Consider the following 13,575-nt stretch of genomic DNA (forward strand, 5'->3'; position numbering starts at 1 on the left):
ATAAACACTTTTTGTACGCAATATTAGACATAGAAACCACTGGAGGCAAGTATAATGAAGAAGGTATTACTGAAATTGCAATCTATAAATATAATGGTCACGAAGTCGTCGATCAATTTATAAGTCTTGTAAATCCAGAGCGAGAAATACAACCATTTGTAGTTAACCTTACAGGTATAAATAGTAGCATGCTACGCAATGCACCTAAATTTTATGAGGTAGCAAAACGTATTGTAGAAATTACTGAAGACTGCATTGTTGTGGCACATAATGCAAAATTTGACAATAGAATTTTAAAAACAGAATTTAAACGATTAGGTTTCGATTTTGATAGAAGAACACTTTGTACGATCGAGTTAGCAAAAGATTTAATTCCTGGACAAACATCATATAGTTTAGGTAAGTTAGTCCGCTCTCTTGGTATTCCAGTAACTGATAGACATCGCGCCTCTGGTGATGCATTAGCTACTGTAAAGCTATTTAAAATGCTTTTGGATAAAGACACGACTAAAAATATCATTCAGCAATCTATTCGATTAAATCCGAAACATCAATTAGAGCCGCGACACATAGATATTATTGAGCAAATGCCGTCAATAACTGGTGTTTACTACATTCATAAAGCAGATGGAGAAATTATATACATAGGGAAAAGTAATAATATTAAAAAGCGTATTAATCAGCATTTTACAAATACCAATCAAAAATCAAAAAAAATACAACAACACGTAGCCACTGTAACATACGACGCTACAGGTAGCGAGTTGGTGGCATTATTAAAAGAAAGCGAAGAAATTAAACGCAATAAACCCATTTATAATCGAGCGTTAAGACGTAATGTTTTTACACACGCATTATATAATTTTAAAGATGAAAACAATTACATCAATCTAAAGATTGATATTGTAGATGGCAGAAAAAAGCCTATAACTACCTTTAGCAATAGGCAAAGTGGAAAAAGTTTTATCACTAAAGCTGTTGAAGAATATAATCTTTGTCAGAAATTAACAGGATTATACAAAACTAAAACCAGTTGTTTTAACTACGATATTAAAACCTGTAATGGTGCTTGTATAGAAAAAGAATTACCAGAAATTTATAACGAACGTGTGGAAGCTTTAATCCATAAAAATAGCTACAAAAACAAAAACATGGTAATTATTGATAAAGGTCGAGATGTTGATGAACGCAGTGCAGTCCTTATAGAAAATGGTGTTTTTAAAGGTTTAGGATATTTCAATTTAAATTATCAAATAAACAATATTGAGATTTTAGAATCTATTATTACTCCCATGGAAAACAATAGAGATACGCAACATATTATTCAAAGTTACCTCAGAAAAAATAAACGCTTAAAATTAGTTCTATTGGATAATAAATAGAAAAACCAAATCTTTTACTACTTTTGAGTTTATGAGCAAATACACAAGAAACAAATGGCGGCTTAAACTTCATGAAATTATTTATGAAGCCGACACACCTGAAGGTAAGTTATTTGATGTAGTTCTATTAATAACTATTCTTGCAAGTATTTTACTTGTTATGCTTGAAAGTGTGAATAGCATTGATAAAAACTTCCATAATTTTCTTAATATTTCAGAATGGATAATTACCATATTATTTACTATTGAGTATATAGCAAGAATTATTACAGTAAGAAAACCACTAAATTATGTTTTTAGTTTTTACGGTATTGTAGATTTACTTTCTACTATTCCTAAATATATATCATTAATTTTTGGCGGTGTACACGCGCTTGCCGCTTTACGTGCTTTACGATTATTACGTGTTTTCAGAATATTAAAATTAGCGCGTTATTTAGGAGCATCTAACAACCTGATAAATGCTTTAAAAGCAAGTAAAGCAAAAATATCGGTATTCTTGTTTGCTGTAATAATTGTTGCTATAATTTTAGGCACCATAATGTATTTAGTAGAAGGTGAAGAAAATGGGTTTTCAAATATTCCTAAAAGTGTATATTGGTGCATTGTAACACTTACAACGGTTGGCTTCGGAGATATTGCTCCACAAACACCACTAGGTCAATTTATAGCCTCTTTGGTTATGATTTTGGGTTACGGTATTATTGCTGTACCAACTGGCATTGTATCGGCAGAATATACCAATCAAAATAAACCTATAAAAGAGAAAGAGCCAATAAACAAACCTGAAAATAAAGTAACTCCAGTTCAACTTAACTCACAATGCTGTGCAAATTGTTTAGCAATAAAACATCAAGATGGAGCACAATACTGCCATAAATGCGGTTGCAAATTACACCATGACTAAATTTTTAATTTCAATTATAGGTCCAACAGCCATTGGAAAAACAGCTCTAAGTATAAAATTAGCACAACATTTTAATACCGAAATTATTTCGGCAGATTCCAGACAGTTTTATAAAGAAATGCAAATTGGTACAGCTGCACCTTCAAAAGAAGAGCTAGCAGCAGCTAAACATCATTTTATTCATCATAAAACTATTAAGGACAACTATAATGTTGGTGCTTTTGAAAAAGATGCACTTCATATATTAGAAACGCTTTTTATAGCTAAAAATGTGGTTATCATGGTTGGCGGTTCAGGATTGTATGTTGATGCCGTTACAAAAGGCTTAGATGAATTTCCAGAAGTAGATAAAAACATTCGTGAGGACTTAAATAAACAATTAAGAGAACACGGAATTTCGGTTTTACAAGCACAATTAAAACAGTTAGATATTCAATCTTTTAATGCTATTGCTATTGATAATCCACATCGTGTTATTCGTGCTTTGGAAATTTGTATTGGCTCGGGCAAGCCTTATTCTTCCTTTTTAAATAAGGGAAAAGAAAAGAGAAATTTTAAAACGATTACAGTTGGACTTACAGCAGATAGGAAAATAATTTATAACCGCATAAACCAACGTGTAGATTTAATGATGGAAGCAGGTTTACTAAATGAAGTTAAAAATTTAGTCTCCGAACAATCATTAAATGCGTTAAATACTGTTGGTTATAAAGAATTATTCAATTATTTTAATGGAGAATGGACTTTAGATTTTGCAATTTTAGAAATTAAAAAGAATACGCGCCGATTTGCAAAACGACAACTCACGTGGTTTAAAAAAAATAAAACTACATTGTGGTTTGATTATACGACTGATGTAAATGGCATTATTACTTCTTTAGAAAAAGAAATTGCTTAATAACCTTAAACTAATTCTGTAATAAAGACTTTTTTGAAACGAACTATCCTCGAGGGAGATCCATAGAGGTATTTAGCTCGTTTCATTTTGACCTTTGGATTAAAAATTGAAATTCTGTATTTAGATTCCCGCCTTTGCGGGAATGAGAATCTCAACAGAAATACCGAGGCAAAGCCTCGAGGAATTCATTCGAATAAAATTAACTTAATTTTATTTTAAAACAAAGTAATTTGTCCTTCTTCGTCTATATCAGAATTGTCAATCTGATCGTCTGAATTAGATTTATTATTATTCTTTTTATTGTTTGAATCATTAGTAGAAATCTCTGTTTCATCAATTACTTCAATCTCATCTGCAGGCTTTTCCTTAGGTGCTTCAAAAGGAATTGGCTCTAATAAATTGATTTGATTTACTTTATCTTTAGTAAGCTGATTTCCTAAAGCATTTACGCCTTTAATATTTATAAATTCTTCAAGATTAATTTCTAAATTGTCTTTTCTTTCTTTGCCGCGTTCTTTAGCAAACACAATTTCAGCCATAGGCTTCCAATCGGTAGAGACAATTTCTAATTGCGAGTTGGGGTGCTCAGAAATAAACGATTCTTCTTTGCCTTCATTTTCAATTAAAAAACGCTTTACGTAATACAACTCTTTTTCACCATTAAAATAAATAGCAGATATTGGCTTTTTAGGAATCCATTTTTCCATAACAATCATATCGTCATCAAAATGCATGGTTACTTCTGGCATTACGGTTTTAATCATTCCAGATTGGTTGATAATTAACAACTTATCTTCGCCTCTAAATTCGCCCACTAATTCGCCTCTTCCATCTACATTTAAACGCTGAACCGCATCGTCAAACCATATTTTACGAGGCTTTAAAGTAGACACGCCTTTTTCTTTTAATTCAACACGTTTAACAGAATATTTAGTCACTAAATTTCCTTTTGAAACTCGCCCTTTTATAAGAATATCGGCAAAATCAATATCCCATTTCAGCTTTTTAATGCTTCCTGCTTGTCGTAAATTAACCGTTATAACTTCAGCTTCACCATTAGGGTTTGCTGAAAAATAAAGTACTACCGATCCTTTATTCCCGTTAGCTAAATCGTAATCTTTATCGCGTGTAATACTTGTTACTGCAAAACGTTTAATATATGATGGTCCGCTTTTTCCATCACGATAAATCATGTTATAAATGGTGCGTTTGTCTTTCTTCTTAAACACCGCCACATGAATAATATCTTTACCAATAAAGGTTTTTGTGTCGACTTTGGTAACCATCATTTTACCTTCTTTGGTAAACACAATAATATCGTCAATATCACTACAATCGCAAACATATTCGTTTTTTCGTAATGATGTTCCTATAAAACCTTCTTCCCTATTTACATATAGTTTGGTATTACGAATTACAACTTTGGTAGCATCAACATCATCAAAAGTTCTGATTTCAGTTTTGCGCTCACGCCCTTCTCCATAATCCTTCTTTAATCTTGTAAAATAGGTAATCGCATACTCAATAAGATGTGCTAAATGATGCTTGATTTCTGCTATACTATCTTCTAAAGCATCAATTTTTTGCTGCGCTTTATCAATATCGAATTTAGAAATGCGCTTGATTCGTATTTCGGTTAATCGTACAATATCATCTTCTGTAATGGCGCGTTTTAAATGTTTTATATGTGGTTTTAGCCCTTTATCAATTGCAGAAATAACACCTTCCCAAGTTTCTTCTTCTTCAATATCGCGGTAAATTCTATTTTCAATAAAAATGCGTTCTAGCGATGCAAAATGCCATTGCTCCTCAAACTCATTCAGCTTTATTTCTAATTCTTGTTTTAAAAGCTGTACCGTATTATCTGTACTGCGACGCAACATTTCTGTAACCCCTACAAACAAAGGTTTATTATCTTCAATAACACAACCTAATGGCGAAATAGACGATTCGCAACTTGTAAACGCATACAAGGCATCAATGGTCTTATCTGGCGATAATCCTGACGGAAGATGTATCAATATCTCAACCTCGGCTGCGGTGTTATCTTCAATCTTTTTAACCTTGATTTTACCTTTATCGTTGGTTTTTAAAATGGAATCTATTAATGACGATGTGGTGGTTCCAAAAGGTATTTCGGTAATCGCCAATGTGTTTTTATCGACTTGTGCTATTTTTGCACGAACACGTACCTTTCCACCTCGCAAACCATCATTATAATTAGAGAAATCTGCAATTCCAGCAGTTGGAAAATCTGGTAAAATAGTAAATCGTTTCCCCTGTAAATGTTTTATTGAAGCATCAATAAGTTCGATAAAATTGTGGGGTAATATTTTAGTTGATAAGCCTACTGCAATACCTTCTCCACCTTGCGCCAAAAGCAAAGGAAACATAACCGGAAGATTTACGGGCTCTTTTCGTCTGCCATCGTAACTCGCTTGCCACTCGGTAATTTTAGGATTGAAAACAACATCTAAACCAAACTTAGAAATTCTTGCTTCAATATAACGTGATGCTGCTGCCCTATCGCCTGTTAAAATATTCCCCCAGTTTCCTTGGGTATCGATTAACAAGTCTTTTTGACCAATTTGCACCATCGCATCGGCAATACTTGCATCACCGTGTGGATGGTATTGCATGGTATGACCAACTATGTTTGCGACTTTGTTGTAACGCCCATCATCCAAATCTTTCATAGAATGCATAATACGGCGCTGCACTGGCTTGAAACCATCTTCAATAGCAGGTACAGCACGTTCTAAAATTACATACGAGGCGTAATCTAAAAACCAATCTTTGTACATACCAGTAATTCTGGTAATGGTTTCTTGAGATTCTTCGTTTGGATTGCTATCTATGCTATTTAAATCGTCGTTTTCTTCTTCTATCATGCTATACTAGGCTTTCTCTTCTTCAATTAAATCCAACTCCACCTTCAAATTATCAATAATAAACTCCTGTCTGTCTGGTGTGTTTTTACCCATGTAGAAAGACAACAAATCCTCAATCGACATATTATCGTCAAGCATAATGGGGTCTAAACGAATATCTTCGCCAATGAAATGCTTAAACTCATCTGGCGAAATTTCACCCAAACCTTTAAATCGAGTTATCTCTGGTTTTGGTTTTAGCTTGTCAATGGCTTCGCGTCGTTCTTCATCAGAATAACAATAGATGGTTTGCTTTTTATTACGCACTCTAAATAAAGGCGTTTGCAAAATATATAAGTGTCCTTCTTTTATAACTTCAGGAAAAAACTGAAGAAAAAATGTAATAAGTAATAAGCGAATATGCATGCCGTCAACATCGGCATCGGTAGCGATAACCACATTATTATAGCGTAAATCTTCTAAAGATTCTTCAATATTTAACGCGGCTTGAAGTAGGTTAAACTCTTCGTTTTCGTAAACTATTTTTTTACTTAATCCGTAACAGTTTAATGGTTTTCCTTTTAAACTGAAAACCGCTTGCGTATTCACATCGCGTGATTTTGTAATACTACCCGAAGCCGAATCTCCCTCGGTTATAAAAAGGGTAGATTCTAAATTACGCTCGTTTTTAGTATCGCCAAAATGAACTCGACAATCACGCAATTTTTTATTATGAAGACTTGCTTTTTTAGCTCGATCTTTTGCTAGTTTTCTAATACCAGATAATTCTTTACGCTCGCGTTCTGCTTGTAAAATTTTACGCTGAATTTTCTCTGCAGATTCTTGATTTTTATGTAGATAATTATCTAATTGCGTTTTTAAAAAATCGTTAATATAAGTACGTACCGTTGGTAAATCGCCTCCCATATCGGTTGACCCTAATTTAGTTTTTGTCTGGCTTTCAAAAACAGGCTCCATAACTTTTATAGCAATGGCTGTAACAACAGATTTTCTAATATCAGATGCATCATAATTTTTACCATAAAACTCACGAATAGTTTTTACTAATGCCTCTCTAAAAGCTGTTAAATGTGTACCGCCTTGGGTTGTGTTTTGTCCGTTTACAAACGAATGGTATTCTTCACTATACTGTGTTTTACTGTGTGTTAAAGCAATTTCAATATCGTCTCCTCGTAAATGAATAATCGGGTATAATCTATCAGATTCATTAATGTTTTCACTTAATAAATCTTTTAATCCGTTTTCGCTAAAATATTTTTCGCCATTAAAAACTATAGTTAAACCTGGGTTCAAATACACATAATTTTTAAGCATTTTAACGATATACTCGTTTCTATATTTATAATTTTTGAAGATAATATCATCTGGAACGAATGATACTTTAGTACCTTTTCTGCGAGAGGTATCGTCTAATAAATCTTGGTTTATTAAATTACCTTGTTCAAATTCCGCAGAAGCACTTTTATTATCGCGCGTAGATTCTACTCGAAAATAAGATGATAATGCATTAACAGCCTTAGTACCAACTCCATTTAAACCCACCGATTTTTTAAAGGCTTTAGAGTCGTACTTTCCACCCGTATTCATTTTAGATACCACATCAACCACTTTACCTAAAGGAATACCACGACCATAATCGCGCACTGTAACTTTTGTACCTTGAATTGATATTTCGATGGTTTTACCAGCACCCATAACATACTCATCAATAGAGTTGTCAAGCACTTCTTTTAAAAGGATATAAATACCATCATCTGGTGAAGATCCGTCACCCAATTTACCAATATACATTCCTGGACGCATGCGGATATGTTCTTTCCAGTCTAGAGAGCGTATATTATCTTCAGTATAATTGGATTGTACAGCCATAAAATTGAGCAAAATTTAATGATAGGATGCTAATATAACACAACGCTTTAAAAAATAAAACAGCGATTACACAAAGTAATTAACAATATAAAATTGATTTTGTTGAGAACATTGCACTATTAATTATTTCTCTTTTTTAAAGACACTAAAAAGATGCCTATAATTACCATTAAAGCGCCAAAAAACTGCAATAATGTTAGAGTTTCATTTAAGAAAATAGCAGCTAATATGATAGTAGAAATTGGACCAACACCAGTAATAATTGCAAAATTTGAAGAATTAATCATTTTTATTGAGGCCGATACTAAATAAGACGGAATTACAGTGGAAAAAACCGCTATTAAAAGTCCCAAGAGGTAAACTTGCCATGGATAACCAAATATAGATTCTTGCGCAGAAATACCATAATGTACAAACACACAAAAACAAGATACTATCATGGCATAAGATGTAAATTTCATGATTCCAAACTTAGGAATTAACCAACCACTACCAACTAAATATGAAGCATATGCAATGGCGCTAAGCAAAATAAAGAAGCCGCCCAAAAGGGTGTTACTACCAGATATGGCTACCTCGTTCCAAAACGTAATTATAATTCCTAAATATGTTAAAGCTATAGCTCCAGCTTGAATTTTAGTTATTCTCTTTTTAAGGAAAAGTTTATTTAATATGATAACTATAGTAGGGTATAAAAACAGAATAATACGCTCTAAACTTGCTTTGATATATGTTAACCCTACAAAATCAAAATAACTTGCCAAATAGTAACCAACAAAACCAAAGAAAACTACCCAAGTATAATCCTTTTTTAGTAATGTAACACCTATATCTTTATTTCTATATATAAATGCGATTACAACATAGAACGGAAAAGAAAATAGCATTCTTAACAACAAAATACTCAATGCATCTACATCATATTTATAAGCTAATTTTACCATGACAGCTTTAGAGGAAAAAAGAACAATCCCTAAGAGGCCTAATAAAATACCATATATAAACGTTCTTGGTTTTTGCATAGAACGAATATAGATGAGTTTAAATTATAAGCTTTCTTGTAAGGGCTTGTTTTACGACGTTCAAAATGATAAAAATAGAATATCAAATAGATTCAGCAGTCTGTTTCAAAAATTGACTTCTTGTTTTTAAAAGTTTTCTCATATATCTTTTTAAAAACAACCAATTAATAAATTGCCCAAGTATTCCGTAAGGTGCTTCAAAATTAAATTTATCAATCATTATGGTTTCGTTTTTGCTTTCGCAGAAGATATGTTCGTGGCGAAAAGATTTAAATGCTCCAAAAACCATTTCATCTACAAAAAAATTGGGCGCATCAAACTCTGTTATTTTTGAAGTTAGATGCTGTACAAAACCTAAATGTTTTGCTTCCCAACTTACCCATTCTCCTAACCCAATTAATCCTGAGGTTTTTCCAGCAATGGCTTTTTCGTTGGAATACTTTAAAGATTCTTGGTGAAAATCAATATTACGAGCTAAATCGAAACATGTTTTAATGTCTGCTTTAATTTCGGTTTCAATTTCTATTAATGGCATTAGTTTTAAATTTTCAAAAAAAATTAGGATTGAAAATATAAAAATTCTTACAATAAAAAAAAATTGAGATAGTCAAGAAAATCTTAAACATTAAATAAGAAATGCATTACATCACCATCTTTAACAACATAATTCTTGCCTTCAACACGCATTTTACCTGCTTCTTTTACTTTGGCTTCGCTACCAAATTTAACATAATCATCGTAAGCAATAACTTCTGCTCTAATAAAACCTTTTTCAAAATCGGTATGAATAACACCTGCTGCTTGTGGTGCGCTAGCTCCTATGTCTACAGTCCATGCCCGTACTTCTTTTACACCAGCAGTAAAATAGGTTTGTTGACTAAGTAGTTTATATGCTGAACGAATTAACTTTGCAGCACCCGCTTCATCTAATCCAATATCTTGCAGAAACATTTGACGTTCTTCATAATCATCCAATTCGTTAATATCTGCTTCAGTACCTACAGCAAGTACTAAAACCTCAGCGTTTTCATCTTTAACAGCTTCTTTTACTTGCTCAACATAAGCGTTACCAGAAACTGCTGACCCTTCATCTACATTACAAACATACATTACTGGTTTATCTGTAATAAGTTGTGATGGTTTTACAAAATCATTATAATCATCGTCAGAAAACTCTAAAGCTCGAACTGAAACTCCAGCCTCCAAACCTGCTTTAAGTTTTAATAAAATAGTCTCTTCCTTTTGAGCCTCTTTATTCCCTGTTTTTGCTGCACGTTTTACTTTATCTAATTTTTTGTCTACTGTTTCTAAATCTTTAAGTTGCAATTCCATATCAATGGTTTCCTTATCGCGAATTGGATTTACATTACCATCAACATGCACAATATTATCATTATCAAAACAACGCAATACGTGAAGAATCGCATCGGTTTCACGAATATTTGCTAAAAACTGATTTCCTAAACCTTCGCCTTTACTAGCGCCTTTAACTAAACCAGCAATATCTACAATCTCGACAGTAGCAGGTTGGACACGTTCTGGTTTTACCAATTCTTCCAACTTTTCTAAACGTGGATCTGGCACATTAACCACACCAATATTAGGTTCGATAGTACAAAACGGAAAGTTAGCACTTTGCGCTTTGGCATTTGATAAACAATTAAATAAGGTCGATTTTCCTACGTTTGGCAATCCTACAATTCCTGCTTTCATAATTACAATAATTTTTGCGAGTGCAAATGTAATTATTTCCTTATTGCTTTTAATAAATACTAGTCTTTTTTATCATATATTTACCTTAACTAACTCTAATATATATTAAGTATGAAAAACTATTACACTTTAATGTTATTATTATGCAGTATAACTTTTTCATTTGCACAACAAGATGTATCTGGTACTATCACTGATGTTTCAGGAATTCCACTTGCTGGTGTAAATGTTCTAGAAAAAGGAACAACTAATGGTGTTGTTTCAGACTTTAATGGAAATTTTACTATTTCTGTTGATGGAAATTCAACTTTAACTTTTAGTTATGTAGGCTATAATTCAAAGGAAATTGCGATTAACAACCAAGCTACAATTACTGTAGTCTTAGAAGAAGGTGTTAGCTTGGATGAAGTCATATTGGTTGGGTCACGTAGCCCAAGAAGAACAGCTACAGACACAGCAGTTCCTGTTGATGTTATTAATGTTGCAGATATTGCATCAACAACAGGTAAGGTTGAAGTTAACGAAATCTTACAATATGCTGCCCCCTCATTTAACGCTAGTAAGCAATCTGGATCTGATGGTGCCGACCACATTGTACCAGCTTCGTTACGTGGTTTAGGACCAGATCAAACATTAGTTTTAATCAACGGAAAACGTAGACATCAATCGTCTTTAGTTAATGTTTTTGGAACTAGAGGGCGTGGAAATTCAGGAACAGATTTAAACGCTATTCCTGCAAATGCTATTAAACGTATTGAAGTTTTAAGAGATGGTGCATCTGCACAATATGGATCTGATGCTATTGCTGGTGTAATCAATATTGTTTTAAAAGATAATACAGATGGTTTTACTGGAGGTATAACTTACGGTGCTTATAGCACTGCAATTGGAGACGGTTGGGAAGACGCTACAGGTGAAACACTTAATAATGTAGAAGGAAAAAATCGTTTAGATGGAGAGGATAAAAGTTGGGATGGAGCTACAGTAAAAATTGATGCTAATTATGGTGTGGCTTTGAATGATAAAGGCGGTTTTATGAATTTTACAACTGAGTTTTTATCAAGACAAAATACACTTAGACCAGGCTTTGCTTGGAGAAAAGGTTATGGTAGTGCTGGTATTGATGGTTTTAACTTTATGATTAACTCTTCTTTACCTGTTAATGATAATACAGAAGTTTATGCTTTTGGTGGTAGAAACTATAGAGATACAAATGCTTATGCTTTTTCTCGTGATGGTTTTTCTGATGGTGATAACAGATCTGTACCTAGTTTATATCCAAATGGGTTTACTCCAAGAATCACTTCTAATATAACTGACGTTTCAGTCTCTGTAGGTGTAAGACACAAAATGGATAATGGTTGGAATGTGGATTTCAATAATACTTATGGCAAAAACAATTTCCATTATTTTATAAAAGATAGTAATAATGCATCCATGCAAGATGCATCTCCAACTGATTTTGATGCCGGTGGTCATTACCTTTCTCAAAACACAACTGGGTTAGATTTTAATAAATATTTAGAAGACGTTGCTTCTGGTTTAAGCTTAGCTTTCGGTTTCGAATATAGAACAGAAAACTTTGGTATTTTTGCAGGTGAAGTGCCTTCTTATGGACTTTATGATACAAATGGAGTAATTATTACCAATCCTGCAAATCAAACCGTAGCTTTTGATTCTAACGGAGATGATTTACCTGGAGGCTCTCAAGGTTTCCCTGGATATAGTCCAGAAAACGAGGTAGATAGAAGTAGAACAAATTATGGCATTTATTTTGATACAGAGCTTAATATTAGTGAAAATTTTATGCTTGCTGCTGCTGTTAGATATGAAGATTATAGTGATTTTGGAAGCACCTTTAACGGAAAACTTGCCACTAGACTAAAAATAAGTGATGACTTTTCTTTGCGAGGATCAATATCTACTGGTTTTAGGGCGCCATCATTAGCTCAATTATATTATAACTTAATATTTAATAATATTGTTGCAGGTGCATCAGTTCCTTCATTGTTATCTGCAAATAATAGTACAGTCACTAAGGCTTTTGGCATTGGACAATTAAATGAAGAAAAGGCATTTAATGCAAGTATTGGGTTTACCTATAACACAGGTGGTTTTACAGCTACTATTGATGCTTACTCTATAACAGTAGATGACAGAATTATTTTAACAGACAATTTTACAGATCAAGCTATTTTAGGTCCTTTAAATGTAGATGCCGCTCAATTTTTTGCAAATGGCGTTGATACTAGAACTAGTGGTTTGGATATTGTTTTAGGCTACGACACTAACGTTGGAGATAATGGAAAAATTAAAGTAGCTTTAATTGGAAATTTTAATGATTTAGAAGTTAAGCGTATTAATAATGGTAATTTAAATGAATTTACATTCTTTGGTCCATTTTCGCAAGCGTATTTAAAAGCGGCTGCTCCAGATTATAAATTTGGGTTAAATCTTGGGTATTCATGTAAAAAATTCGATACCACAGTTTCTTTAACCCAATTTAGTGAGGTAACACTCCAAGATTTTCAATGGGTAGATTCTCCAGCTACTACACAAGCAGAAGCAGATGCTCTTTTTCCTGTAGCAACTGATATATATAAATCGGCTCTAGTAGTTGATCTTAGTTTAGGGTATCAACTTTCTGAAAAAGTTAAATTTAGCTTAGGCGCAAATAACTTATTTAACAAATACCCAACACCACAGTTTGACGGATGGACAGACCAAGGTGGATTAGCAGATTCTGTACAAATGGGTTCAGACGGAACGTATGTCTTTGGAAGATTGAATTTTAGTTTATAGAAAAACTAAAGTATTATAAAAAAACCGAGCTAATGCTCGGTTTTTTTACACTATAATTTATTTAGTCAAATGAACTACCCCGAGGCAAAGC

The 13,575-nt window shown here is 33.0% G+C and carries 9 protein-coding genes; 4 read left to right on the forward strand and 5 right to left on the reverse strand.

Translation table 11 applies throughout. The annotated features are described in order from the left end of the window. Positions 1 to 11 precede the first annotated feature (11 nt). Genes RG22_RS01305 through miaA form a run of 3 tightly spaced genes read left to right on the forward strand, consistent with a single transcriptional unit; the run spans position 12 to position 3,187 of the window. Positions 12 to 1,382, forward strand: coding sequence for an exonuclease domain-containing protein (locus RG22_RS01305; protein WP_034040175.1), 1,371 nt, complete (start codon positions 12 to 14; stop codon positions 1,380 to 1,382). A 31-nt stretch (positions 1,383 to 1,413) separates the two neighbouring features. Then, positions 1,414 to 2,289: an ion transporter gene (locus RG22_RS01310; RefSeq protein ID WP_034040176.1), complete on the forward strand. Its 876-nt coding sequence runs from the start codon at positions 1,414 to 1,416 to the stop codon at positions 2,287 to 2,289. Then, positions 2,240 to 3,187 (forward strand): tRNA (adenosine(37)-N6)-dimethylallyltransferase MiaA, encoded by a 948-nt coding sequence (gene miaA, locus RG22_RS01315; protein ID WP_244462099.1) that lies wholly within the window; start codon positions 2,240 to 2,242, stop codon positions 3,185 to 3,187. The genes RG22_RS01310 and miaA overlap by 50 nt, the downstream gene beginning before the upstream one ends. A 215-nt stretch (positions 3,188 to 3,402) precedes the next feature. Here the strand turns inward: miaA and RG22_RS01320 are convergent, their stop codons facing one another. The 5 genes from RG22_RS01320 to ychF form a co-directional block, all read right to left on the reverse strand. Then, positions 3,403 to 6,078 (reverse strand): DNA gyrase/topoisomerase IV subunit A, encoded by a 2,676-nt coding sequence (locus tag RG22_RS01320; RefSeq protein ID WP_034040180.1) that lies wholly within the window; start codon positions 6,076 to 6,078, stop codon positions 3,403 to 3,405. Positions 6,079 to 6,084: 6 nt separating this feature from the next. Further along, positions 6,085 to 7,947, reverse strand: a complete 1,863-nt coding sequence (locus tag RG22_RS01325) for a DNA topoisomerase IV subunit B (protein WP_034040182.1) — start codon at positions 7,945 to 7,947, stop codon at positions 6,085 to 6,087. Between the two features lie 119 nt (positions 7,948 to 8,066). Further along, complete coding sequence (locus RG22_RS01330) at positions 8,067 to 8,969, reverse strand: DMT family transporter (RefSeq protein WP_034040184.1); 903 nt, start codon at positions 8,967 to 8,969, stop codon at positions 8,067 to 8,069. 82 nt (positions 8,970 to 9,051) lie between these two features. Then, complete coding sequence (locus tag RG22_RS01335) at positions 9,052 to 9,504, reverse strand: SRPBCC family protein (RefSeq protein ID WP_034040186.1); 453 nt, start codon at positions 9,502 to 9,504, stop codon at positions 9,052 to 9,054. Positions 9,505 to 9,587: 83 nt separating this feature from the next. Then, on the reverse strand, positions 9,588 to 10,682 hold the full coding sequence (gene ychF / locus RG22_RS01340) for a redox-regulated ATPase YchF (protein ID WP_034040188.1): 1,095 nt from the start codon (positions 10,680 to 10,682) through the stop codon (positions 9,588 to 9,590). A gap of 111 nt (positions 10,683 to 10,793) precedes the next feature. Here ychF and RG22_RS01345 point away from each other — a divergent pair, with 111 nt between their 5' ends. Beyond that, a complete protein-coding gene (locus RG22_RS01345; RefSeq protein WP_034040190.1) occupies positions 10,794 to 13,484 on the forward strand; it encodes a TonB-dependent receptor in 2,691 nt (896 codons plus the stop codon). Positions 13,485 to 13,575 lie beyond the last annotated feature (91 nt).

It is taken from the genome of Wocania ichthyoenteri Th78, from assembly GCF_000789235.1.
Taxonomy (GTDB): domain Bacteria; phylum Bacteroidota; class Bacteroidia; order Flavobacteriales; family Flavobacteriaceae; genus Wocania_A; species Wocania_A ichthyoenteri.

What these genes read in the sequence shown, in the direction of transcription:
- RG22_RS01310 (WP_034040176.1), top strand. Translation starts at nt 1,414, where the DNA reads ATGAGCAAATACACAAGAAACAAATGGCGGCTTAAACTTCATGAAATT.
- miaA (WP_244462099.1), top strand. Translation starts at nt 2,240, where the DNA reads ATGGAGCACAATACTGCCATAAATGCGGTTGCAAATTACACCATGACT.
- RG22_RS01320 (WP_034040180.1), bottom strand. Translation starts at nt 6,078, where the DNA reads ATGATAGAAGAAGAAAACGACGATTTAAATAGCATAGATAGCAATCCA.
- RG22_RS01325 (WP_034040182.1), bottom strand. Translation starts at nt 7,947, where the DNA reads ATGGCTGTACAATCCAATTATACTGAAGATAATATACGCTCTCTAGAC.
- RG22_RS01330 (WP_034040184.1), bottom strand. Translation starts at nt 8,969, where the DNA reads ATGCAAAAACCAAGAACGTTTATATATGGTATTTTATTAGGCCTCTTA.
- RG22_RS01335 (WP_034040186.1), bottom strand. Translation starts at nt 9,504, where the DNA reads ATGCCATTAATAGAAATTGAAACCGAAATTAAAGCAGACATTAAAACA.
- ychF (WP_034040188.1), bottom strand. Translation starts at nt 10,682, where the DNA reads ATGAAAGCAGGAATTGTAGGATTGCCAAACGTAGGAAAATCGACCTTA.
- RG22_RS01345 (WP_034040190.1), top strand. Translation starts at nt 10,794, where the DNA reads ATGAAAAACTATTACACTTTAATGTTATTATTATGCAGTATAACTTTT.